Raw genomic sequence first — 23,383 nt, forward strand, 5'->3', positions numbered from 1 at the left:
ACACGGCACGGCTGAACCCGACCCCTCACAAAGGGCGGAACGTGCAATCCGCACGTCGCTGCAAAAGAAAAGATCCGAGGAACAGAAGAATGTCCACAAATGCAGGTCTGGATCTTCGCCGTGGGAGACCTCTCCCTGCCATAGGTTCCACTGAAGCCAAGCTGCAGCAGCGTAAGCTCGACGCTTTGAAGCGTGGTATCCACAGAATCCCGAACTCTTCCGAGCATCCGTTTGGCATTCACCTGATTGCCGTTGGAGAAATGGGAGCGAGCGTAGCCCAATCGTTCCTGAACAGCGCTCCCACCGACCTGCTGGACCCGCCGGGCTCCCGACTTACGGTCTTGGGCGTCGATATCGGCGATGAGCAACTGAAGACCGTAAGGGACATGGCCTTCAAGTTTCCGGGCGAGCGATCTCAGATCGAAACAGTGTCCCTCGATCTGCCGGCGATGGATGAACTGCAAGCGTCCATTTCCAAATACATCGACTTTCTCAAGCTCGAATATCCCTTGTATCACCCGAACCAGGATTCAACGGCATGGCTGCCTGCTGACGCGCCGCTGCGGGACGCCGACGGCTCGGTGCCGCGTTCTGTAGCGAAGGCCGCATATGGACGCGCCTATTATGATGGCGATAGGCCAATGCACCGTTCCCTCAGACGCTTTGCCAGCAGTGTCGAAGCGACTGGCGGCGATTCCGTCGTGGCTATCGTCTTTGGACTCGGGGACAGCGTCGGCAGTGGGATTGCCCTGGATCTGGCACGTCATCTGTCTTCAGGGACTTTCGGTCGCCGCATCTTGGTAACGGGCGTTGGCATCGCACCCCATCAAGGCGATTGCGACGCAACACGCAGAGCGCGCTTGCATGCGGTCTTCTCCGAGCTTGACGTTCTTTGCGACGAAACCAAGAACAAAGGGATCACGCTCTCTTGCGGCGATCTCTTCAAGAACCCGTTCACCGCAGGTTTCATTATCGCACCGCAGCCGGCCGACATGGCGCAAGAGGACGCGCGGGCGACGGTAGAACGACAGTTGTCTTCGCTTTTTACCGAGCGCAGAGGCGCCAATTTCTGGGAAGCGCTGCGTTTGCTGAACTGGGTCGCCGCGCCATCGACGCAGCATTCGGCCGCGCGCACTCCCTGGGGCTCGCGCTGGATCCACATGTTCGGGTTCGGATCCGACAATACCGGCCCTCCCGACACGGATTTTCGCAGCGCTCTGGGCCTCCTTCCGGAGTATCAGCCCGAATTCCTGGAGCTTAGAACGTCCGAAACCGCAAGTGATCAAGTGGCGGAAACTTGGTTGGGCGCTCTGAACTCCGCGTTCGGGCCGGAAGTGCCCCCTCACAAGGTCGATGGCGGCGCGCCCGGTACCATTCAATACCTGCTGCCGCGGATCGCCCTGAAAGATCTTTCCGCTTTCCAGGGCGCGTTGGCGGCGTATGACGCAGAGCCGCTCGAACAACGGCACCTGCATCATGCACTTCTGCTCGAGCAAGGCCTCATTCTTTGCGAGTCCTCCAAGGTGATCGAGGGCATGGCCGGCGCGAGCATTGGTGAGGGCAAACAGTGGATCGCTGTTCCGCTGCGTGAACTGCGCGGCGAAGACTCGTAAGGAGATCCCCATGCCACTCGATTGGAATGAGGTCAAAGCTAAATACGGCGCCGGCTATCAGGTTCCGACCATCCGGGGTGGAAAGTTCGTCAACATCGTTCGCGTCGACGACGAGGCGATTTACATCGAAACCCCGATCTGGAGCGCGAAACTGCATCGCAAGAATCTGGAGACGGGCGTCGAGCTGATCGAATCCGGAGTGATCTCCAGAGATCCGGGACTCTTCGTGGAAGACTACATGCTCTACGTCGCCCACGAACGCGCCAGTTCGGTCGCGCACATACTCCGTCATCTCGGCATTCTGGATCAAACGGAGACCTTCAACATCCGTTGTTGATGGTGGCGCCTAACTACATCGGAAATCGACGGCAGCTCGTCTTAGCCGCCGAGACTACGCTCGTCAGACACATCGCAAATTGCATGAACTTCAACCAGAGGAGCTAAACGCATGGCATCGTCGTCCATATACAACAGCGCCACCGGAACCCAGTCACCGCATTGCATTCATGCGATCGGAATTGGCCGCACCGGCGCATGCTACATTGAGGCGCTGCTGCGCACCGGTGAGATCGAGGATCTGCTGGCCGAAGACCCGCGTGCGACCTGCGCGATGATGGTCGTGGACATCGGCGATCAGGACATGGCTATCGCCGTCGACTACGCGAACTCCTTCAAGCAGCGGTTGGAGTCGCGTGGCGTTTCGTCCGATCGCTTCAACTTCCAGGCCGTCGCTCTTCCCGTGCCGGGTAAGGCTGAATTCTTCGAGGGCCTTAACCGGACCCGCGAGTTCCTGAAGCTGGAATATCCCCGCTACTACTGGAACCCGAACTTCGAATCCTATGTGTCGCATAAGTATCAGATGCCAGAGGCCGGCAGTCACTTCCCGCGCCTTGTGGCCAAAGGCATTTATGCCAACGCGTACTATGCCGGCGAGCGCCCGATGGACGTTGCGCTTCGCAGCTTCGTGGACACGATCGAAGCATCGGCATTGCCTTCGATGGTGCTGGTTTCGTTCAGTATCGCTGGCGGCACGGGAAGCGGAATGGTCGTGGACCTCGCCCGCCATCTGTCAAACGTCAAGCTTGGCCGGAGAATTCCTGTGATCGGCGTCGGACAGCTCGCCCATAGCGGCGACGGCGACGACGTCTACAACTGCCCGGGGCAGTATACCGCACTCAATGAGCTGGATTGCATGCTTGATGACGACAAGAATGCCGGCGTCACGACGGTCTGGGGCGATCTCTACCGCAGCCCGTTCACCGGCGGCTTCTTTGTGGTCAACCCAGAGCACAGCTGGCAGCGTCTTACGGCCTATACGACGACCGGCGAAAAGGAAGTGCGTCACGGCTTCAAGGAGATGGTCACAAACCGCTTCGTCGCCGACTCCTTCATGCGCTTTGCCGTCATGGACTATGGACGCGTGCTGTTTCGCGCCCTCCGCCCGGCAGGCTTCACAGGCGCGCCGCACGAGACCCTTTCCTCCAAAGCCCGTAACTGGACGCTTTTCGACGTCGCCAAGCTGACCCACCCCGGCGTGCAGGTTCTTCCGGGCGAAGCCGGATCGAAGTGGCAGTCGGTCATCGCGCAGTGGATCGACTTCACTCCGCAGTACAGCGGCCTGAAAGACGGCTTCAAGACGGACTACGCCGAAGTTCATATTCATGCATCGCGGGACATGGGCTTCGAGAACATCGAAAAAGGCGTGAAGGAGATGATTTCGAAGTCCTACCTTCTTGAGGGGGATTCGACGTATCAGACCTATAATCACGAATTCTTCGATGCCTTGACGTCCTACGCCAACGTCATCCTTCCGGGCGTGGCGAAGACGGATCTCATCGCATTCTGGGAGAGCCAGAAGACCTACGACAAGCTCGACTGGGAATCCAAGCTGCTCGAGCATGCCTGGCTGGTGGATATCGGCCCCATGCTCTCCGAACCGGCGATCCGCTTCGAGGGCATGGCGGGCGAATGCATCTGGGGTTGCGCCTGCTGGGTGGTCGTGCCCTACGACCAGGTGCGCGGTGACAAGCTTCCGCCCCCGAACCGCAAGGTCATTCGGGAGGAAGGCATCGCAGCGATGACCAAGACTGTCGTCAAGACACCGGGCGGCGATGCCAAGCCCCTCGCACGGCAGCACGCGTAACAGCGTAGCGTCAACAAGATCGGAGCCGCCGAAAGCGGCTCCGAGCATCCGCGAGAGGCAACATGAACGACGACATTCTCCCCCTGCTGATCGAGGACGAGCCCTATTATCGAAGCACGGGCAACGAAGTGGAGCTGTTTAGCGCCGCGATGACGCGTGCCCTGCCGATGATGCTGAAAGGCCCGACCGGTTGCGGCAAGACGAGATTCGTCGAACATATGGCCTGGCGACTGAAGCGGCCCCTCGTCACCATGGCCTGCAATGAGGACATGACCGCTTCCGATCTGCTGGGCCGCTGGCTTCTCGATGCCCAAGGCACCGTGTGGCACGACGGTCCTCTGACAACAGCCGTGCGTCACGGAGCCATTTGCTACCTTGATGAGGTCGTCGAAGCACGCCAGGATACGACCGTCGTCATTCATCCCCTAACTGACAACCGCCGGATCCTGCATCTGGACAAACGCGGAGAAGTGGTCAAGGCGCATCCGGATTTCCGGCTCGTAGTTTCCTACAACCCCGGTTATCAGAGTGTCGCCAAGGACCTCAAACCTTCGACATCCCAGCGTTTCGGGGCGATTGCTTTCGATTTCCCTCCACCGGCAATCGAGGCCGACATCGTCGCATATGAGAGCGGGGTCTCCCCTGACATCGCCGAGCGGCTTGTGGCGGTGGCTACGCAATCACGCATGCTGCGCGGCAGGGGTCTCGACGAAGGCATGAGCACGCGCATGCTCATCCATGCCGGCGCGCTCATTGCCGAGGGGATATCGACACACGATGCCTGCGCGCTCGCAATGACCGTTCCTCTTTCGGACGACATCGACCTTCAGGCGGCCCTGCGGGGCTTCGTGGAGTCCCAGTTCGGTCTCTGGCCATGATATCGACACCGCAGGCCGGAGCCCTTCAAGGTCCCTTGCTGTCGCGACGCATGGCGGCATTGCGTGCGGTCGATGCCGCGGCCCACGAGGTCGTGCTGACAGCGCTGCCAAGGCTGACAGCCTATTGCGGGCATGAAGCGGCGTTGGCCGAGGCCGTCGACTTGACTGCACAGATCGCGACCGAGGCACCCGATGCCGCGCGGGTTTTTGCTGAACGGCTTTATGGCCAGCCGGAAATGATGGCCGATGCCGCCGGTGTTCGCAGATGGACCTTGCATGGCCTGCAACGCCATCGCAACGACGCCGCGCACCGGATCGATTATTTCCGCCGCAATGACCCTCGCCCTTTCTTCGATCAAAGAGCCAGAAATGACTCTGACTATCTCATGGAACATCGCGGTGGATTGATCCACTACCTCGCGGGATTCGGCATCGCACAACAGAGCGTCGATCTCCACGAACCGCAAGATGAGCGCGAACCCGCGCAAGCCCCGACGGCCGACAAGGAGATGATCCGTCTCCCGCGGCGCCTCGACGTGACAGAGACGGGGCAACGCGATCTCCTAGCCCGCGCCATGCTCGCACATATCGCCGCGCATCTGCGCCATTCACCACTGGCGCGAATGGCGGGCAACCGGCGCCCGATGCTGCTGGCCATGATTGCCCTGATCGAGGATGCGCGCGTCGAACGTCTCATGGCGCAGGAATATCCGGGATTACATGCTGTGTGGTCTTCTTTTTTTACGGCCAGCAAAGAAGCGTCCGGTCATGATCTCGCCGGATTGATGGCCCGACTGGCGCGAGCACTTCACGATCCGACCTACTCCGACACCAATACCTGGGTGCGCAAGGGGCGCGAACTTTTCGAAGAGGCAGCAGCGCGCGATCTCCGCGATGTTGACGCCTTCGATTACGCCGCACGGCAGCTTTCCATCGATATCGGCAGGATGCACCTGTCATTGCCCATTCGGTCGAGGCCCACCGTGGCCTATCGCGACGACAACGCTCTTCTGTGGAGTCCGGATCTCGCTTTGCCGGTCGATGAAGCCGCCGATGGCGACATCGAGTTGATTCCGTCGGCTGCGCGCGACGACCCGCTCCTCGCTCAGGATCTTTCCGACCTCGATCTGCGGCCTCGCTACGTTTACCAGGAATGGGACCATCGGCTTGAGGCATTGCGAGAAGACTGGACAACCGTTTTCGAACAGCCGCGACAAAATCGCGGCATCGAGGCTACGGCAAGCTTCACGCCTCCGACCCGCACCAGCCATCATGGAGCACGACGCACCCCCGACCGTTCCATCCGCCTGACGCGCCAAGCGGAAGGCGATGAGATCGACATGAATGCGATGGTCGAGAACGTCGTACAGCAACGATCCGGCCTGTCACCTGATGGACGCATCTTCTGCCACCACTCGCGGCGGCGTCGCTCGACGGCTGTCGTGCTTCTGATGGATCTCTCGACATCGACCAATCGTTTCGTGCCGGGCAGCTTCACCAAAGTGATCGATCTGGAAAAGCAGGCGGCTGTCATGGTCGCGGAAATGCTGGATGCCGGTCGCGACCGGGTTGCGGTGCACGGCTTCTCCTCCAATGGCCGCCACGAGGTCAATTATCGGAGGATCAAGAATTTCGACGAGCCGTTTGGCCCCGGACAGCGAGCTGAGCTGGCTGCTCTGACCAGCGGCTTGTCCACCCGGATGGGTGCAGCGCTGCGGCATGCAACGACAGCTCTGGCTAAAGAGACCACCGATACCAAGGTGATCCTCCTCCTGACCGACGGCGAACCCTCGGACATCGATGTCGTGGAAGAGAATTATCTCGTGGAAGACGCGCGCGAAGCGGTTGCTCGTGCCGCGGCACGTCGCGTGCGCACCTTTTGCCTGACGCTTGACCGCCGTGCCGACCGTTACGTGCGACGGATCTTCGGTGCCCGCAACTTCCTGATCGTTGAACGGGCGTCGGCGTTCACGGCCAACACGAACAATACGCTCATGCGGCTGCTGACGCGTTAGATCGCCTTGAAACATCTCGCAAGTTTTGACCGAACGACAAATAGCTAGGGGAATCAATGATGTCCACAGCAGACAACAAGCAGAGTTCCGAGCCGCATTGTGTCCACGTTATCGGCATCGGGCGCACCGGCGCTGTCTACGTCGAGGCCCTGTTCCGTACCGGAGAGGCCGAGGACAATCTCACTCGGGAAGGAACGGCCCTGGCGAGCCTCGTGATCGACATCGGCGACGACGATATCGAGATCGCGAATGACTATGCCCGTTCATTTGGCGCACGCCTCACCTCACGGGGGATTGCGGCCGACAAATACCACCACGAGGCGCTGGTGCTCGATGCCCCCGACAAGGCGACGTTTGAGAAAAAGATCGAGGCCGTGCTTCCCCTTTTTACCGACGCAGGTGGCGAGGGTCTCCTTTCGCCGTTGCCGAAGGCCTTCGAGCCGCCAAAGGCTGGTGAACACACTCCACGCGCCGTGGCCAAAGCAATCGCCGCCTTCGGCCTTTACCTCGATGACAAGCCTGTCGCCGGCGCCTTGCAGCGCTTCGCCGACCAGGTCAAGCGCTGCACCCATTCGTCAACCGTGCTCATAGCCTTCGGTCTCGCGGGGGGAACCGGCAGCGGGATGGCATTCGACATCGCTCGGGAACTCGCCAAGCTCGGTCTCGGCGATGCCGTTCAGCTGGTGGGCCTCGGTCAACTGAGCCACAGCGGTGACGGCGCGTATCAAAACAATCTCGCGCAGACGATGGCGATCGAGGACATCGATCGGGCGGCGTTCGGCTCGGCGGACAAGAACGTCTTCCCTGGTGGATGCTTCATCGTTTCCACGGAGCATAGCTGGCAGCGCCTGACGGCCTACACAACGACCGGGCTCAGGGAGGTCCGCCAGCATTTCAAACAGCTCGTTACGAACCGCTTCGTCGCCGACTCATTCATGCGCTGGGCCGTTTCCGACAAGGCCGACCATCTGACGCGTGTCCTGGAAAAGGCCGGCGGCAAGACCATTATGTTTAACGTCGCGAAATTCAGTCACCCCGGCGTTCAGGTTCTACCGGGTCAACCCAGATCGATCTGGGACGCCGTGCTGCATCAATGGATCAGCTTCGTGCCGAATTATGCAGGGCTCAGCGACAGCTACAAGACGGACTATGTCGAGGCTCATGTCTATACATCGCGCGATATGCAGCACGACGTCATGATCGACGAACTCGGCGACCTACTGAAGACGATCTACCTAGGCGAGAACCGCGAAAATTATCATTCGTTCAGTTCGGAATTCTTCGATGAACTGACGTCCTATGCGAACATCATTCTTCCTTCTGTCAAAAAGGATGATCTGACCGCTTACGGCAATGCCGTGGCATCGGGAACTGCGGATGCTAAAGCAAAGGCGCTGGAACAGGCCTGACAATTCGGGCAAGCTCCCATGCTGCAGGCAGTGGAATGAGCATTGAACCGAAAGGCCTCTCTTGCCTTTCGGTTCAATGTGTAAGGGGGAGGCTTTATTGGCGCATGCCTCCGGCCACCCTCTAAAATGGCAAACAATATTTCCCAGTAACGAATTATAATGATGATCGGACCACGCTTCGACAACAGCTACACCAGGCTGCCGGCGCGCTTCTATGCGCGTCTGGAAGTAAAACCCGTCGCTGCGCCCACACTTATCTGCATCAACGACAAACTCGCCGAAGAGCTCGGTATCGACGTTGATTTTTTGAGAAGCCCGGCCGGCTTGAACATGCTTTCCGGCTGCGCCATGCCGCCGGGAGCTGAGCCTCTAGCCCAGGTTTATGCCGGTCACCAGTTTGGCCGGTTCGTGCCCCAGCTTGGTGATGGCAGAGCCATGCTTCTCGGCGAGGTGGTCGACCGACGCGGAGCGCGCCGTGATCTTCAATTGAAGGGATCCGGCCGCACGCCCTTCTCACGAGGGGGTGACGGTCGCGCGGCCCTTGGTCCTGTACTCAGAGAATATCTCGTTGCGGAGGCCATGACCGCGCTCGGTATTCCCACGACGCGCGCGCTCGCCATCGTCACCACGGGGGAAAACGTCCTTCGTGAATCCGTGTTGCCCGGAGCAATTCTGACGCGCGTTGCCACCAGCCACATCCGTGTCGGTACCTTCCAGTATTTCGCCGACCGCGGCGATACGGAGGCAGTCCAACTGCTCGCCGATCATGTGATCGACAGGCACTATCCGGACATTCGCCATGAACCTGGGCCCTATAGGGCGCTCATTGGTGCGGTGGCGGAATGCCAGGCCACACTCATCGCGCGCTGGCTCGCGGTCGGCTTCATTCATGGCGTCATGAACACCGATAACATCTCGGTCGGCGGAGAAACGCTAGACTACGGCCCTTGCGCCTTTCTCGACACCTTCGATCCCACCGCCGTCTTCAATTCGATCGATCGGAGCGGACGCTATGCTTATTGCAATCAGCCGTCCATCGGCCTTTGGAACATGGCCCGCTTTGCCGAAACATTGCTCCCACTTCTCGCTGCCCGGGAGCGGGATCAAGAAGTGATCGCGCGAGAGGAAATCTGCCGCTACAGCTCCCGCTTCGATGCAGAGTTCCGCGCCGCCTTCCATGCCAAGCTTGGCCTCGGTGAGGCGCTGGACGGAGATGCGAACCTCGTTCAATCCCTTCTTTCCCTCATGGCCGATAGCCAAGCGGATTTCAGTCTTGTTTTCAGCGGCCTTGCTGGCAGTGTCTTCGGCCCGGACGCTGACGAGCCGGTTCGCACCCTCTTCAACGATCCGCTGGCCTTCGATGGCTGGGCCGCCATCTGGCGACGACGGCTTAGCGCCGAGGCCCGACCGCTAAATGTGATCCAGGAGTCCATGCGGCAGGTGAACCCGGCCTTCATACCGCGCAATCACCACGTGGAAGCTGCCATCAAGGCTGCGGTTGAACAGAACGACTACGGTCTCTTTGATACGTTATGCCGGGCGCTATCAATGCCCTACGAGGATCGGCCGACCTTTACGGCCTATGGCAATGCCCCCGCCGCACACGAGCGCATCTGCGCTACCTTTTGCGGTACCTGACCTCGGCCTCACGCTCACCCACCCGATAGATGCGGTGGAACAAATTTAAATCAGATCATACTTGGTAAGTAGCGGCATTTACCTTCCTGCCTGTTTGGCTCTCATTTCATGATCATGATCGCAGTCTGAGATAGACCTGCGGTAACCTCTGAGGAAGCTCGTCCGGCGAGGAGATCGCCATCGACCACTTCCGTCCGAATATCCGTTCTGCGGCGGAGGCCGCGACGGACTCCAGTGTCACGCAAAAGACATCCATGCCGTCCCGCTTCAGCTCCTGCACCGCAGTCCGCGCATCTTCCACAAGATAGGCCTTATCATCGACGTCAATGTCGGACGGTTCGCCATCGGTCACGATGAGAAGGAGGCGCCGATAGGAACTCCGTCTGCGCAGTTCCTGACCGCCGTGCCGGATCACCGGCCCGAGGCGTGTCGAGAAATCGCCCTTCAGTCCCGCAAGCCGGCCGATGCAATCTTCGTCGAACGGCTGATCGAAATCCTTTATTCGATTATAGCGAATGTCTTCGCGCGTATTCGAGCAGAAGGCCGCGACCGCAAACGGGTCGCCCAGGCTTTCCATCGCGCGGGCCATAAAGGAGGCGGCAAGTCGTTCGACTTCGAGCACACTCGTCGCGGTTCCGCGGATCGGATCATTGGTCGAGCGCGACACGTCGATCATGAGCAGGACGGAAATGTCGCGGGAGCGACGTTCATAGCGGCCGTATACCCTCGTGTCCGGGATCTCACCGGCCCGCCGGGAGACCATGGCGGCGATGGCAGCGTCGACGTCGAGATATTCGCCGTCCGGCTGCCGCTTCACCCGCTCCTGGCGGCTGATGCTCACCGATCTCATCAGCGCCGAGAGCCGCTCCACGAGGTCGGAGCGCGTGTCCCTGAGCACAGCGATGGCGGCGGGGGACCCGATTCCGGTACAGATCTCCCGCACCGTGCACCAAGCGGGGCGGAAATGCCCACTCATATGATCGTATTCCGGATAGCGGGCCGACACGAGCCCTTCGTCGCCGGAAGACTGCCGGATCCGTCCCGCCGACTGGCGGGTCTGGGAATCTTGTTCGCTCCGGCCATCTTCGCCTTCCTGCCGATTCATCACCGCCCCGCCGACCACCGCATCCATTTCGAAGGGCGGTTGATCAGCCTCGTCGCCGAAGTCCCAGAGGCCGAGATTGTCGTCCCGGTAAGCGGGCTGGACGACATAGGATCTCGCATCGAACTGAAGGCGCATCTGGCCGATATCGTTTCCAAGGATCCCTCCGATCCGGCGGCTCAATTGCTGGTCGGCGATGTCGTGTGCCACGGCCTCCTCGAACAGTCGACGGCCCTTGTCCACCCAGCCATGCGGGTCGGCGTAGTGCTCGTCGATGAGGGCGCGCGACAGACGCGCCATCAAGGCGATGGCGGTCGGCATCCCGTCCGCCCGGGCGACATGAAATCGTCCCAGAAGACGGCGGAGTCCCGGCATCACGGCGAACGCCTGGCGTTCGACACGGGCATCCTCGATCAGAGAGGTCAGGGCAATCTGCAGGGGCTGCAACCCGGAGGCCGGAAAGGCGGCCCGGGTGAAGCAATAGTGCGCACCGATGTGAGCCAGCGTCGCCCGGTAGAGGTCCTTCTGGTCATCAGCACTGAAACCGGCGAACGACGCTGGCAGGCGGATACCGCCCCCTCCAAAACCGGCCCGTCGACGCAGATGCTCTGGCGCGTCAGCCGGGACTTCAACCAGAGGCGGATTGAGCCCCCAAAGCGCAGCAAGATAAGCATTGAGACCGGGGCGACGGTCGGCAAGGCTGACGGCGTCGCCCCGGTCGAGCCACGTCAGCCCCTCCCGACTGGCAAGAGCAAAGAACGCCCGGCCTCGTTGCAAATCCGCATGGGCGATGCTGAGGCCCATGCGGACATAAGCGATAAAGGCCGCACAATCCAGGACGCGGAGCAACCGGGACGTGCGCTCCAAAAGCAGCGGCACGCAAGCAGGAGACTTCTTCGCGGCGAACTCCACCATCTCCAGCCAACTGACGAACTCCTTGGGCTTCGTCAGCAGCTCCGCCGCCTCAGCCGCAGACGCCGACAAGAGAGCTGCGGCCCTCCGCCCGCTTCTGATGGCGACATGGGATATCGATCCGGCCAGATCGACGGCCGCCGCCGGGCCGACACGACGCCAGAGAACGGGGCCCGCCACCTTGTAGGCGTTATGGACGTCCTGGCCATAGCCGGCCTGCTCGATGCGTCTCAGGGCAGCCTGCCAGCGCTGCTGCCAGTCCAGCTCGGCCGTGACTTCGGGCTTTTTTGCTTTCCAGGTCATTGCGCATCTCGTCAGAGGCAAGCATCGATCGCCCCGGTCAGAGCATCGCGTATGTCTGCATCGTCTGTAATCGGAACCACCATGGCGAACTGGCAGGCCCGGGCAGGCGGAACGCCTTTGGCGATCAACCGGCCTGCGTTGATCAACATCCGCGTCGAGGTGCCCTCATCCAGACCCTTTCCGCGCAGATTCCTCGATCGTTCGGCAATGCGCACCAGTTTGGCGGCCATTTCCAGGTCGATCCCGGCCTCGCGGCCGACAATCTCCGCCTCAATCGTCAAATCGGGATACGAAAAGGCGATGGCGCCGAAGCGCTGCTTCGTCGATTCCTTCAGATCCTTCAGGACGCTCTGGTATCCAGGATTGTAAGAGATAACCACCTGGAAGTCGGGGTGGGCGACGACCACCTCGTTCTTCTTCTCGAGAGGCAGAATGCGGCGGTCGTCGGTCAGCGAGTGGATGACGACGGTCGTGTCCTGGCGAGCCTCGACGATCTCGTCGAGATAACAGATCGCGCCGTGCCTTACGGCCAGCGTCAGCGGTCCGTCATGCCAGACAGTGCCGTCCGCATCGAGAAGATAGCGGCCGACCAGATCGGAGGCCGTCATGTCCTCGTGGCAGGAGACAGTGATCAGCGGGCGACCGAGGCGCCAAGCCATGTGTTCGACGAACCGCGTCTTGCCGCATCCCGTCGGACCCTTCAGCATGACGGGCGTTCGGCTGTCGTAAGCTGCCTCAAACAGCTCGATCTCATGCGCCACGCTTCGATAGTATGGCTCATCCGCGATGCGGTACGCGTCCATCATCGGCTCAAGCATCCCCGTTGTCTCATGGCAAGCTTCAATCGGCTGCGGGCATCGAGCCACCGCCCTTCGAACGGCGGCTGATCCCTGGAGCTTCCGGCGCCGGAGCGCTGGAAGCTCCTCATCCGCACTTCAGCGATGCGTTGAGCCGTTCGGAAGCCCTTCGATCGGGCACTCGTCCGTACCGACTGTCGATCGCGTGAAGGCCTCGACCATCTCGCGGGCTGCGTCAGGGTCGTTCACCCACTTGGCATAGAAACTATACGGGCATGCGGCAGCGCCCTTGTCGCCGTCGCCGGAGTTGATCATCCCCGTGTAGCCGCGGTGGAGCAGCTTAAAGAGATGGTTCTGGGATTGCCCGTTCTTGCGGGCATCGCGAATGGCCGACACGGAGAGCTGGGCGTACTGGATGCCGTATTCCTCGGTGCCGCATTCCCCGAGCGTGCGGCCGTCGAAGCCGACGATCGCCGAATGGCCGAAGTAGGAATAGACGCCGTCAAAGCCGGCGGCATTTGCCACCGCCACATAGACGTTGTTGGCCCAGGCCATGGACTTGGAAATCTGCACCTGCTGCTCCTTGGCGGGGTACATATACCCTTGGCAGCGGACGATGAGCTCGGCCCCGCGCATGGCGCAATCGCGCCAGATCTCCGGATAGTTGCCGTCGTCACAGATGATCAGGCTGATCTTCATGCCCTTCGGCCCGTCGGACACGTAGGTGCAGTCGCCCGGATACCAGCCCTCGATGGGAACCCACGGCATGATCTTACGATACTTCTGAACGATCTCACCCTTGTTGTTCATGAGGATGAGCGTGTTGTAGGGTGCCTTGTTGGGATGTTCCTCATGCCGCTCGCCCGTCAGCGAAAAGACGCCCCAGACATTGGCCTTCTTGCAGGCTTCGGCGAAGATCGCCGTCTCCTCACCCGGGACCTGTGAGGCGGTCTCGTACATCTCCTTGGAATCATACATAATTCCATGGGTTGAGTACTCCGGGAATATGACGAGATCCATACCGGGCAGACCGACCTTCATCCCCTCAATCATGGAGACGATGGCTCGGGCGTTCTCAAGAACTTCTTCTTTGGTATGCAGCCGGGGCATCTTGTAATTGACGACAGCGACGCCGACGGTGTCATTGCTGCTAGTAATGTCTCCATGAAACATGACAGTTCTCCTTTTGGTCTTACACTTGCGGAACGATAGGAAGGAAAAAGGCAACACCGTCGAAGGACGTTGAGAGACAAGCTCCACAGTGTCGGAAACGTTTTTGAGAAACGACGCACACCGTCGTGACCGCATTTGCTGCAGTGGCGCCCATGCCAATGGGCAAGGCGAGGCGCAGATGTAAAGCGCGCCATGCCGCAAGCCAAAGACGACCTCGGGGATGTGTTCCACGCTCTTCAGGAGATATCCGCGCAAGAGTGCGCTTGTAACTTTCTGGATATTTCGACTTAGAGGTGCTTTTCGCCACTTGTTTGATCCATCGACAAAAAACGGCCGCAGTCCGCCGGATGGCAGATCATGTGGAGGCCGTTTTGCCTCATGAGATTGTGGGAGCGGCTTGCTCAGCCGAGAGATGCCGCCATGATGCGGCCGATAGATAAACCCCCGCCTTCGCGCTCGCGAAAACAAGGGTTATACCGGAAATGTCAGAACGGCCCTGTTGCCGTACGTTATACTTAAATTGCTAACTTAGAAGTTCGAAGCTGTCAATCACGGTCGACGCCACGGCCCCGATTGTCACGCGCTTCTCCATGGCCCGCGTGCGCAGAAAGCTGTAAGCTTCTTCATCGCTTATGTTTTTCGTGCGCACTAAGAGTGATTTCGCCCGCTCGACGAGGCGTGTTGTACGGAGGCTATCGTCCAGCTTGTCGATGCGCCCCCGAAGGCGGCGTTCGTATTGGAAGCTTTCGCGGGCAAGCATCAGTACGGTCTGGATCATCCTCGACGTCGCGGGAAAGTACAACATACCATGGCCCGCGCAGTTATGAATTAGCTCCAGGTTCAGCGGAAGCTTGCCATCGTCCACGAGCACAAGTGCCGACGAGGGTTCACCCGGGACCCAAGGTATGCGCTGCGGCAAATCTTCCGACACCAAGCAAAAAATAACATCATACTGAAGCGGCAGCTGCGCCGGCAGCGGCCAGATATGCCGCACGACAGCCCGCAATCTTTGGAGTTCACGAATAAGAAATTCGCCATTGTCATCGCGGTCAACAAACACGGCGACATTGAGTTCGGTAGAGCGACCGCCCTGCCGACGCGGTTCGCCTGCGCCCACCCGACCAGATGAACGATGGGCGCCTGATCCAGACTCCAAGTTTTGATCGTGATACGCGGCGGCGCCCCTCTGCTCATCCTTCAAATCGGCCCCCCAAGCGACTCATTTCATGCTCCCCGCACTGCACAATTGCTTGTAATCCTCTCATCGATCGTGGCCGAAACCGTGACTGACCAGGTAAGGGTCAGCCTTAACGTTGGTCGGAGACTGATAAACGATGTCAAATTGCCCCTGACGGTTGGCCCTCCCGATCCGGGCCCAGACGTCGGCATGCCCCCACAAAGGATTGATCGATACAGCTCCCTGCGGCGCGTTGAACTCCGCGCCCATGACTGAATTGCGCAGAAGTGACGTTTCCAGCGAGTTAGTCCGCTCAAGCGCACGGGCAAAAAGGTTAACCTGGAAATAGGAAGCCTCCAAACACATGTTGGTCGGCTCATCGTCACCGTACCGTTCACGATATCGACTGACGAACCTACTGTTCCTCTCGGTCTGAACACCTTGAAAGTATGAAGCCGCCGTGTAATGCCCCTCCCCGACGTCGAACCCCATGGCGCGTATTTCAGCTTCTGTCGTCGTCAAGCTCGCGATCGGGACGCATTTCGGATTGAGCCCGAAATCGTGATAGGTCTGGTAGAGAAATGTTGTCGACTCCCCGACCACCGTCGAAAAAATGACGTCAGGCTGCGCATCTGCGATGTCTCGCAGGACCGGCATGAACTCGCTGCGCTTGGATTCCAACTTAAGATACATCTCACCGACAACCGTACCACCATTACTGTGAACCAGTTCACGCATAACTCTATTTGATTCGCGCGGATAAATATAATCCGATCCAACAAAATAAAAACGCCTTCCAAAATTCTCCATAAGTAATTTGCAAAGCTGCACTGAGTTTTGGTTTGGCGTCGCTCCGGTGTACAAGACATTTGGCGAAAATTCGAAACCCTCATACAAAGTTGGATACCAAAGCAGTCCATTCAGGCGCTCGACAACGGGAAGAACCGCCTTCCGGCTCGCCGAGGTGTAGTGACGTTGCCCCTCATCTCTAATCCAGTTTGAAGTTCGTTCTGGCCCATTGAGAGGACCAGGACATGAGGCGCAGCCGCTTCACGGAAGAGCAGATCATCGGCATCCTGAAGGAGCACGAGGCCGGGGTGCCGGTCTCGGACCTGTGTCGCAAGCACGGGGTCAGCGACGCCAGCATCTACAAATGGAAGGCCCGTTTCGGCGGGATGGACGTGTCGGAGGCCAAACGGCTGCGAGCGCTCGAGGACGAGAACGCCAAGCTGAAGCGCATGCTCGCCGACGCCATGCTGGATAACGTCGCGCTGAAGGATCTCCTGGGAAAGAAGTGGTGACGTCCGCTGCCAGGCGCAGAGCTGTCTCCCACCTCATGGAAGCCCATGGGATGAGCGAACGGCGGGCGTGTAAAGCCACCGGCTTCTGCCGCATGACCATGAGATACAGAGCCACGCGCGGGAATGACGCCTCGCTGCGTGAGCGCATGAAGGCCATCGCCCAGGAGCGACGGCGGTTCGGGTACCGGCGTCTCCACGTCCTGCTCAGGCGGGAGGGCTTCCGGGTCAACCACAAGCGGCTGTTCCGGCTCTACCGTGAGGAACGGCTGATGGTCCGCCGGCGAGGCGGTCGCAAGCGGGCGATCGGGACACGGGCGCCGATGATGATCCCGATGCGACCGAACGAGCGCTGGTCGCTCGACTTCGTTGCCGACCAGATGACCGATGGCCGGCGCTTCCGGATGCTGGCCATCGTGGACGACTGTACCCGCGAATGCCTGGCACTGGTGGCGGACACGTCGCTGTCCGGGGTCCGGGTCGCTCGCGAACTCGATCGGCTGCTGGCAGAGCGCGGCCGGCCGAAGATGATCGTCAGTGACAATGGCAGCGAGTTCACCTCCAATGCCATTCTGGGCTGGGCCGACACAGCTCGGGTCGAGTGGCACTACATCGCGCCGGGTAAGCCGATGCAGAACGGCTTCATCGAGAGCTTCAACGGGCGCCTTCGGGACGAGCTGTTGAACGAGACGCTGTTCTCCAGCCTGTCTCACGCCAGAGCCGCTCTCGCCCGGTGGCAGCTCGACTATAACACCGCCCGGCCGCACTCGAAGCTCGGATGGCAGACGCCAACGGCCTTCGCCTCAACATTCCATCCGCGGCGGGATCAGACGCTCCGCATCATGAACGGCTCCGCGTCTGCCCCCGCCGCTCCCCACGCCCGAGAGGGCAAATCCAACCGCCAGAACGAACTCACAGTTGGATAGAAGTTGGGGGCAACGTCAGTAGCATCCGAATATTGTGCTGACACCGTCGTCAACCATGAGACGTTTCGCATATTGCCCATAAGATCTCACGTCTGAACCAGGATCGTAGATGCTCGGAATAACGGGCCTACCGTTGATGCCACCAGCGTCATTAATCTCTTCGATGGCGATTAGCGTGCCTCGAAGCTGGGTTTCTTCGATTACGGACATAAAGCCAGTTCTCGAAAAGAGAACACCGACGCGCCAGGGCTCGGAAGTCCTTTCACGGCCGTGGGAAGATCCATTTCTGCTGCTGAGCATAGCGTGATCCCTACATTTGGATGCCGTAATTTGCTCTGTACCGAGATGATCATACGATATACTTCGGGTCATCTTCACGGATTCAAAAAATAGGAATAATGGATGAGGTCTGGCGAGCGGAATACGTCGGGACCAAAGCTGACGCGGCCAGCGTCACAACACGTAGAAGAGCCGGGACAGCAGTGTCAACGGCGTATTCAAACGTCCACTCTGCATCTCACATAGACAGAACCCGATCATTTTATTCCAAGCACCAGATGCAGCGACGGGCCGATCACCGGCTTAAGGCCCGGAAGCACCGCGCCGCCGATGCACCACTCCCCATACGGACTCTGGCCGATGCGCCCGGCCACAACCCCACAGCTGCGCTTGACAGGCGGTAGAGCCTATGCAAGTTTTTTGCCAGCAACACAGCTATCCGAAAATATCGGCATCAACGCCCCACTGCTCTCGCCCCCTCAATGGGACGGGCCGCGTGGGGCGTTTTGCGTTGTTAGCCCGAAAACCTGGAGGATAATCATGTCGACTGTCATGCCGCAAAATGCCCAGCTTACCGGTTCGAGGGCCGCGCCCGTCGCCATTCCCCTGCGCGACGTCCTGCCCTGGGCCGTCTTCGGTGGCCTCATGATGGTTCTGGCCATCTATTTCGTCGGTGTCGAAGAAGGCGCCCTCTCACTCTTCTCGGGGTCCTACGTCCACGAATACGTGCACGACGCCCGCCACCTGCTCGGCTTCCCCTGCCACTGAGGAGTGAGAAAATGGCCGGAAAACTCTTGTTCAAGGGGATGTTGGCCGGTCTGGTCGCCGGCCTTGTCATCTTCGTCTTCCTCCACGCCTTCGGCGAATCCCAGATCGAGCACGCCATCGCCTTCGAGGAACGCATGGAGGCCGCCCAGGCGCTCCCGCAGGGCGGGCACGCCATGGCGACCGAGCCTGAACTCGTCAGCCGGCAGATCCAGGCCGGCATCGGCCTGCTCACTGGCGTCCTCGTCTATGGCGCGGGCGTCGGCGGCCTCTTCGCCATCGCCTTTGCCTTCGCCAATGGACGCCTCGGCCCTCTCAGCCCACGAAGCACGGCGATCCTCCTGGCCTGCGTCGGCCTGATCGCGGCGATCCTCGTCCCCGCGCTCAAATATCCGCCCAATCCGCCCGCCGTCGGCAGCGGGGACACCATCAACGCCCGCACACAGCTCTACTTCGTGATGATGGCCTTCTCGCTGATCACCGCCGTGGCCTCACTTATCACAGCACGCAGACTCTGGGCTTCCCTCGGCGGCTGGCGCGCCAGCCTCCTCGCGGCAGGCGCCTATGTTGTCGCCATCGCTCTGGCAATGGCCGCCCTGCCTTCGATCAACGAGATCCCCGAGGCCTTCCCTATCGACACGCTCCACAACTTCCGCCTCGCATCCCTGGCCGCCCACGTCATCTTCTGGACCGTTCTCGCTGCCGCCTTCGCGGCAATCCACACCAAACAAAAGCCCGCCGCGCCCCACAGCCAGGCCGTGCAATGACCCTCACACGGCACGGCTGAACCCGACCCCTCACAAAGGGCGGAACGTGCAATCCGCACGTCGCTGCAAGGGCCGCCGCTCACCCCGACCCCATGACGTGCGGCAAGGAGCGCAAAAGGATGGCAATCTTCCTCGCAGCAATGATCGAGCGGCCCGCGGCGGCTTCCTCGACAGCCTACGCTCTTCGGTTTTTCCTTGTCGGGGCACTGCTCCTGGCACTGCAGGCTGCGGCCGAGGCACATCAGCCTCGAACAAATACCGAAAATGACTTGCCACGTGGACTTGAGATCCCGGCAATCACTCACTCCGATATGGCGTTTGTGTCTGCCTACTTCGGCTCCATCATCGCCCTGGCCGACAGGCAGACACGCACGGACGATCGGTTCCGCCGACTGCTGAACTATACGAAAATTCAGCGAATGTATTGCCTTTGGGGCCTTATCCCAAGAGCGATCGAGAATGAGGCAAGCAGCTTCAACCTTTGCTCCCACGCTTATCTGGCCGGGGCTTGGGCGCTCCTTCAAGACTTGGCGACCAAGGCAATGGCCCGCGAGGAGGCAAACGAAATCGTCGCGGCAGTTGAAAGAGATCGGGCGATGTCTCCAACTTTTGTACTCTGCGAGAGCAGCGTGGAGATTTTTCATACTGGCGAATTCATCGTGCCACTTCGGCCAGTCGCGGTCGCTGGCTGGCTTTTCTGTTTTGCTGTGGCTGGTGGCTTGACTGCCGCTTTCGGGCGCGCTGCCGTTACCAAAGCGTCGAGCAGGATGCGTCCCTGAAACGCGGACGGAGCCAGACAATGGATGGGACGGAGACATCCTGCACGCCGGACGCCGTCTTTGCCTGGCTCGCAGAGGTCGTTGCCGATCCCGACTGCACCCTCAGTCTCGGGGCGTTCGGCGCCATCGGACAGTTCCCGTGTGAACCTCGCATCTTCGTTGATGTCAGTGATGACCGGATCAAGGCAGAAACAGCGACCGCGGCCATTGATCTGATTTTAAGCAAAACGATGCGACCGCTTGCCTTTGAAACGATCAGCTCGGATCCACAAGGCTGGAACCAAGGCATCGCGCTTTGCCTCCCGGAAGTATCTGCCCGAATGTCCGGGCGCACGATATTCACAGCGATCGGGCCGGATGTGGATGCCTTCGAGGCATCCCAGCGAAATCTGCAATGCTATGATTTCGGATTTGGAACGCGCTATGCAGACGTCTGTGTCCGCACCTTGGCAGGCTCGGGCGAATGCGTTTCCCCGCGACCGGGCATGGCAGGCGAACTAGCCGACTTCATGCAACAATTTCGTCACGACACCTGGATCTTCAAGACGGCCCTCGGGCGCATCGAAACCCGCTACTCGGAACGGTGGCACGTCATTCCGAGCCTGCTTTCCGGCAGTGCAACGCACTCCAATGCCATACCAATCCCAGCCGGCTTCATCCCTGTTGCCTATGTCTTCCCGCCCACGTCACGTTCTGTCGGCACCACTAACGCAATGGCCCACCATCGATCATTTCAGCAGTTGATCGACCGCTACGGCGACAGGTCTCTCGCTCGCTTCAAACGCGAGGTCGAGGGCATGCTTGATCTGTCCTTGCCGCCCGACGCCTTGGACACCCTGCTCGGCCACAAGCGTTCTCCGACACGTGCGGAAATAGCCTGCATACGGATCGCGCTTCGACAGCGCCGTTGGCGACGAGGAGAGTGCGACCGCCCGAATTGGGAGCGTGCCTTTGACAGGCCGCTCTCGCAACAATCGACACCGACCTCAATTCCGACATAAGGATAGTGCGATGCCCCCCGCCAACACTGCGACCACCCGCATCCCAGCCACTGTCGTCACCGGCTTTCTCGGTTCCGGCAAGACAACACTGATAAATCATATCCTTCACAAGGAGCATGGCAAGAAGATCGCCGTGATCGTCAACGAATTCGGCGAGATCAGCATCGACGGGCAGCTTATCGTGAAGGAGGACCAAGCCGAGTTGGTCGAGTTCAATAACGGTTGCCTTTGCTGCACCGTTCGAGGTGATCTGATCGAGACGCTGCAACGACTGCAGGAGCGGACAGGCGATCTCGCCGGCATCCTAATCGAAACCACAGGCCTTGCCGATCCTGCGCCAGTCGCTTCGACGTTTTTCGTCGCCGACGAGGTGAAAAACCATATCCAGCTCGATGCATTCGTCACGCTGGTCGATGCAGTCAACATCAATGCAAATCTTGACCAAAGCACCGAAGCTGTCGAGCAGGTTGCCTTCAGCGACATCATTCTGGTCAACAAGATCGATCTAGTCGATGCCAAACAATTGAAGACGGTCGAGGCCCGTATCCGGGCGCTCAATCCGCTGGCGCGGATCCACTTTACCAAAAACAGCGAGATCGATATCGGCAAAGTCATCGGTGTCGGGGCATTTGACCTCGTCCAGAAGCTGGAAGTGGATCCGGCATTCCTTGATGATCACGAGCATGAACACGACGATGACGTTGGATCGTTCGTTCTGGAAGAAAGCCGGCCGATTGATCTCAACCGCTTTTCCATCTGGCTGAACACCATCGCGCAGGAACGGGGACAGGATCTCTATCGCACGAAGGGCATCTTTCATGCACGCGGGTTCCCTCAACGCATCGTATTCCAGAGCGTGAGGATGCTGACTACCATGCGTCAGGATCGGCCGTGGACAGACGATGAGCCTCGTGCATCGCAGTTTGTCGTCATTGGCAAAAACCTCGACCGCGACGAGTTTGAACATGGGTTCAAGCAATGTATCGCCAGCTAGGTCTCGGCATATGAGCGGAGATCATTTCACGGCGGAGACCGGACGAGATGGGCGCTCAAGCCACGAGCCGGTGTATCGTATCCACGTTTTCTGTTGCACCAACGAGCGACCGCCGACCCACTGGCGGGGCTCCTGCGGCGGCAAGCGCGGCCGGCAACTTTGTGACTACATGTGCCGCCTTGTGATGGCACATGGCGTGCGGCGCGTCCGTATTAACCACGCTGGTTGCATGAATGTCTGCGACCACGGTCCAGTTATGGTCATTTACCCGGAATCCATCTGGTACAGATTTGAAAACGAGACTGATATTGCCGAAATTTTTCACACTCACATCGTTGGAGGTGGGCGAGTGGAGAGGCTTATTCTCTCGATTGATCCCGAACGCGTCCATGGATAGCGCGAATGTCGATCGTCTGCTCAAAGTAAACCCGCGACATCTGATTGACGCCCGATCTATGGCGCCTCCTTGAGGGGCCCGGGTCTTTGGCGGATAAGCTGGACCACACCCTGCTAATCGCGAGTTCCCTTCGCTCTCGCAGGTCGCGGCCAGGCAAGTCCCTCAAATCAAGTCGTCGATCTTCACCGACAGGGCATCGGCGATCTTCTTGAGCGTTGTCACGGTGCCGTCGCGCTTGCCTGTTTCGATCTGCGATAGGAAGGCCTGCGCGATGCCGGCTTTCTCGGCCAGCGAGCTAGCGGACAGGCCACGGTGTTCCCGCCAAACGCGGATGGCATTCTCGCCGGCCACGAGGCGATCAACAATGGCAGCGGGCACGAGTTCTTCTTCACCGCTGGCGAGGCGCTCCTTGAAACGGCGCACGGTCGCGATGTCGGCGGCATCCTCAGCGGCGGCGACGAGCGCTTCATAATCGGCCTCCGGCAGGACAACCAGACGGTCGCCGGCCGGGGTGGTGATGATCTGGGTGTTCATGGCGGCTCTCCTTGGCCTCAGTCGTAGACATTTCCGCGCGGGGCAACCCGGATGATCGAGATCACACGCCCATCTTCAGCGAAGACGACGCGCCAGTCGCCGATCCGCAGGCGATAGGTGCCCGGCTCACCCTTCAAGGCCTTGACGTTGTTCGCTAGGCTCGCCGGATCGGCAGCATATTGGCCGATCTTGCCCATGATCGTTTCAGCGACGTTCCGCGGCATCTTTCGCAGGACACGCAAGGCGTCTTTGCTGTAAGCGACCTCTTTCATGGGGCAAAATATAGCATAATGCTATGACGGTGGCTATAGCGGAATGCTGCCGCACGAAAGTTCGAATCGCCGCGCTCATCAAGAGGGGGAATCGAATCCCGACTTTCGACGTGAGAGGGGCCGATCTCAACGGTAGCGTGGAGATATTGCTGCGGAAGTTCTCTCGGCTGAGATCGGTGATGAAGCGGAAGCCGCCTTCCTTCCATCTTGG

At 59.8% G+C, this 23,383-nt stretch carries 21 protein-coding genes; 13 read left to right on the plus strand and 8 right to left on the minus strand.

Features of this window, described 5'->3' with window-relative positions:
- Positions 1–89: 89 nt before the first annotated feature.
- The 7 genes from AAC979_RS04060 (at position 90) to AAC979_RS04090 (ending at position 9,696) form a co-directional block, all read left to right on the plus strand.
- Positions 90–1,613 carry a hypothetical protein gene (locus tag AAC979_RS04060; protein WP_371345533.1) on the plus strand — a complete coding sequence of 508 codons (1,524 nt, stop codon included), beginning with the start codon at positions 90–92 and terminating at the stop codon, positions 1,611–1,613.
- A gap of 10 nt (positions 1,614–1,623) precedes the next feature.
- The gene (locus tag AAC979_RS04065; RefSeq protein ID WP_371345534.1) at positions 1,624–1,950 is read left to right on the plus strand and encodes a hypothetical protein; all 327 of its coding nucleotides are present in this window, start codon (positions 1,624–1,626) and stop codon (positions 1,948–1,950) included.
- A gap of 111 nt (positions 1,951–2,061) precedes the next feature.
- Entirely contained in the window at positions 2,062–3,756 is a 1,695-nt protein-coding gene (locus AAC979_RS04070; RefSeq protein WP_371345535.1) for a hypothetical protein, read from the plus strand.
- Between the two features lie 62 nt (positions 3,757–3,818).
- The gene (locus tag AAC979_RS04075) at positions 3,819–4,634 is read left to right on the plus strand and encodes a CbbQ/NirQ/NorQ/GpvN family protein (protein ID WP_371345536.1); all 816 of its coding nucleotides are present in this window, start codon (positions 3,819–3,821) and stop codon (positions 4,632–4,634) included.
- On the plus strand, positions 4,631–6,649 hold the full coding sequence (locus AAC979_RS04080) for a nitric oxide reductase activation protein NorD (protein ID WP_371345538.1): 2,019 nt from the start codon (positions 4,631–4,633) through the stop codon (positions 6,647–6,649). The genes AAC979_RS04075 and AAC979_RS04080 overlap by 4 nt, the downstream gene beginning before the upstream one ends.
- Positions 6,650–6,705: 56 nt before the next feature.
- Positions 6,706–8,058 (plus strand): hypothetical protein, encoded by a 1,353-nt coding sequence (locus AAC979_RS04085; RefSeq protein WP_371345539.1) that lies wholly within the window; start codon positions 6,706–6,708, stop codon positions 8,056–8,058.
- Between the two features lie 159 nt (positions 8,059–8,217).
- Positions 8,218–9,696, plus strand: coding sequence for a YdiU family protein (locus tag AAC979_RS04090; RefSeq protein WP_371345540.1), 1,479 nt, complete (start codon positions 8,218–8,220; stop codon positions 9,694–9,696).
- 112 nt (positions 9,697–9,808) lie between these two features.
- Here the strand turns inward: AAC979_RS04090 and AAC979_RS04095 are convergent, their stop codons facing one another.
- The 5 genes from AAC979_RS04095 to AAC979_RS04115 all read right to left on the minus strand — a co-directional run bounded on the left by AAC979_RS04095 (position 9,809) and on the right by AAC979_RS04115 (position 16,153).
- Positions 9,809–12,013: a nitric oxide reductase activation protein NorD gene (locus AAC979_RS04095; RefSeq protein WP_371345541.1), complete on the minus strand. Its 2,205-nt coding sequence runs from the start codon at positions 12,011–12,013 to the stop codon at positions 9,809–9,811.
- Between the two features lie 11 nt (positions 12,014–12,024).
- The gene (locus tag AAC979_RS04100; protein ID WP_371345543.1) at positions 12,025–12,831 is read right to left on the minus strand and encodes a CbbQ/NirQ/NorQ/GpvN family protein; all 807 of its coding nucleotides are present in this window, start codon (positions 12,829–12,831) and stop codon (positions 12,025–12,027) included.
- Positions 12,832–12,948: 117 nt separating this feature from the next.
- The gene (locus AAC979_RS04105; protein ID WP_371345545.1) at positions 12,949–13,983 is read right to left on the minus strand and encodes an aliphatic amidase; all 1,035 of its coding nucleotides are present in this window, start codon (positions 13,981–13,983) and stop codon (positions 12,949–12,951) included.
- Between the two features lie 523 nt (positions 13,984–14,506).
- Entirely contained in the window at positions 14,507–15,184 is a 678-nt protein-coding gene (locus tag AAC979_RS04110) for an ANTAR domain-containing response regulator (protein ID WP_371345546.1), read from the minus strand.
- A 60-nt stretch (positions 15,185–15,244) separates the two neighbouring features.
- Entirely contained in the window at positions 15,245–16,153 is a 909-nt protein-coding gene (locus AAC979_RS04115; protein WP_371348994.1) for a transporter substrate-binding domain-containing protein, read from the minus strand.
- 41 nt (positions 16,154–16,194) lie between these two features.
- Here AAC979_RS04115 and AAC979_RS04120 point away from each other — a divergent pair.
- A protein-coding gene (locus AAC979_RS04120) for an IS3 family transposase (protein WP_371344771.1) occupies positions 16,195–17,384 on the plus strand; the annotation gives its coding sequence in 2 pieces (ribosomal slippage) (positions 16,195–16,444 and positions 16,444–17,384; 1,191 coding nt in all).
- Between the two features lie 15 nt (positions 17,385–17,399).
- Here AAC979_RS04120 and AAC979_RS04125 read toward each other — a convergent pair.
- Positions 17,400–17,756 carry a transporter substrate-binding protein gene (locus tag AAC979_RS04125; protein WP_371345547.1) on the minus strand — a complete coding sequence of 119 codons (357 nt, stop codon included), beginning with the start codon at positions 17,754–17,756 and terminating at the stop codon, positions 17,400–17,402.
- 447 nt (positions 17,757–18,203) lie between these two features.
- Here AAC979_RS04125 and AAC979_RS04130 point away from each other — a divergent pair, with 447 nt between their 5' ends.
- The 5 genes from AAC979_RS04130 (at position 18,204) to AAC979_RS04150 (ending at position 21,969) form a co-directional block, all read left to right on the plus strand.
- Positions 18,204–18,431, plus strand: coding sequence for a CbtB-domain containing protein (locus AAC979_RS04130; RefSeq protein ID WP_371345531.1), 228 nt, complete (start codon positions 18,204–18,206; stop codon positions 18,429–18,431).
- Between the two features lie 11 nt (positions 18,432–18,442).
- Complete coding sequence (locus tag AAC979_RS04135; protein WP_371345532.1) at positions 18,443–19,195, plus strand: CbtA family protein; 753 nt, start codon at positions 18,443–18,445, stop codon at positions 19,193–19,195.
- A gap of 119 nt (positions 19,196–19,314) precedes the next feature.
- Entirely contained in the window at positions 19,315–19,974 is a 660-nt protein-coding gene (locus AAC979_RS04140; protein WP_371345548.1) for a hypothetical protein, read from the plus strand.
- 20 nt (positions 19,975–19,994) lie between these two features.
- Positions 19,995–20,975: a hypothetical protein gene (locus tag AAC979_RS04145; protein ID WP_371345550.1), complete on the plus strand. Its 981-nt coding sequence runs from the start codon at positions 19,995–19,997 to the stop codon at positions 20,973–20,975.
- 10 nt (positions 20,976–20,985) lie between these two features.
- A complete protein-coding gene (locus AAC979_RS04150; RefSeq protein WP_371345551.1) occupies positions 20,986–21,969 on the plus strand; it encodes a GTP-binding protein in 984 nt (327 codons plus the stop codon).
- 559 nt (positions 21,970–22,528) lie between these two features.
- Here AAC979_RS04150 and AAC979_RS04155 read toward each other — a convergent pair.
- Together AAC979_RS04155 and AAC979_RS04160 are read right to left on the minus strand one after the other, a co-directional pair.
- Positions 22,529–22,900: a helix-turn-helix domain-containing protein gene (locus AAC979_RS04155; protein WP_371345552.1), complete on the minus strand. Its 372-nt coding sequence runs from the start codon at positions 22,898–22,900 to the stop codon at positions 22,529–22,531.
- A gap of 17 nt (positions 22,901–22,917) precedes the next feature.
- Positions 22,918–23,172, minus strand: coding sequence for a type II toxin-antitoxin system RelE/ParE family toxin (locus AAC979_RS04160; RefSeq protein WP_371345553.1), 255 nt, complete (start codon positions 23,170–23,172; stop codon positions 22,918–22,920).
- Between the last annotated feature and the right edge of the window lie 211 nt (positions 23,173–23,383).

Origin of the sequence: Ancylobacter sp. IITR112 (assembly GCF_041415945.1) — a bacterium.
GTDB lineage: Bacteria > Pseudomonadota > Alphaproteobacteria > Rhizobiales > Xanthobacteraceae > Ancylobacter.

What these genes read in the sequence shown, in the direction of transcription:
- AAC979_RS04160 (WP_371345553.1), bottom strand. Translation starts at nt 23,172, where the DNA reads ATGAAAGAGGTCGCTTACAGCAAAGACGCCTTGCGTGTCCTGCGAAAG.
- AAC979_RS04060 (WP_371345533.1), top strand. Translation starts at nt 90, where the DNA reads ATGTCCACAAATGCAGGTCTGGATCTTCGCCGTGGGAGACCTCTCCCT.
- AAC979_RS04105 (WP_371345545.1), bottom strand. Translation starts at nt 13,983, where the DNA reads ATGTTTCATGGAGACATTACTAGCAGCAATGACACCGTCGGCGTCGCT.
- AAC979_RS04070 (WP_371345535.1), top strand. Translation starts at nt 2,062, where the DNA reads ATGGCATCGTCGTCCATATACAACAGCGCCACCGGAACCCAGTCACCG.
- AAC979_RS04125 (WP_371345547.1), bottom strand. Translation starts at nt 17,756, where the DNA reads ATGACCCGAAGTATATCGTATGATCATCTCGGTACAGAGCAAATTACG.
- AAC979_RS04130 (WP_371345531.1), top strand. Translation starts at nt 18,204, where the DNA reads ATGTCGACTGTCATGCCGCAAAATGCCCAGCTTACCGGTTCGAGGGCC.
- AAC979_RS04135 (WP_371345532.1), top strand. Translation starts at nt 18,443, where the DNA reads ATGGCCGGAAAACTCTTGTTCAAGGGGATGTTGGCCGGTCTGGTCGCC.
- AAC979_RS04145 (WP_371345550.1), top strand. Translation starts at nt 19,995, where the DNA reads ATGGATGGGACGGAGACATCCTGCACGCCGGACGCCGTCTTTGCCTGG.
- AAC979_RS04100 (WP_371345543.1), bottom strand. Translation starts at nt 12,831, where the DNA reads ATGCTTGAGCCGATGATGGACGCGTACCGCATCGCGGATGAGCCATAC.
- AAC979_RS04095 (WP_371345541.1), bottom strand. Translation starts at nt 12,013, where the DNA reads ATGACCTGGAAAGCAAAAAAGCCCGAAGTCACGGCCGAGCTGGACTGG.
- AAC979_RS04080 (WP_371345538.1), top strand. Translation starts at nt 4,631, where the DNA reads ATGATATCGACACCGCAGGCCGGAGCCCTTCAAGGTCCCTTGCTGTCG.
- AAC979_RS04150 (WP_371345551.1), top strand. Translation starts at nt 20,986, where the DNA reads ATGCCCCCCGCCAACACTGCGACCACCCGCATCCCAGCCACTGTCGTC.
- AAC979_RS04075 (WP_371345536.1), top strand. Translation starts at nt 3,819, where the DNA reads ATGAACGACGACATTCTCCCCCTGCTGATCGAGGACGAGCCCTATTAT.
- AAC979_RS04140 (WP_371345548.1), top strand. Translation starts at nt 19,315, where the DNA reads ATGGCAATCTTCCTCGCAGCAATGATCGAGCGGCCCGCGGCGGCTTCC.
- AAC979_RS04090 (WP_371345540.1), top strand. Translation starts at nt 8,218, where the DNA reads ATGATGATCGGACCACGCTTCGACAACAGCTACACCAGGCTGCCGGCG.
- AAC979_RS04085 (WP_371345539.1), top strand. Translation starts at nt 6,706, where the DNA reads ATGATGTCCACAGCAGACAACAAGCAGAGTTCCGAGCCGCATTGTGTC.
- AAC979_RS04155 (WP_371345552.1), bottom strand. Translation starts at nt 22,900, where the DNA reads ATGAACACCCAGATCATCACCACCCCGGCCGGCGACCGTCTGGTTGTC.
- AAC979_RS04065 (WP_371345534.1), top strand. Translation starts at nt 1,624, where the DNA reads ATGCCACTCGATTGGAATGAGGTCAAAGCTAAATACGGCGCCGGCTAT.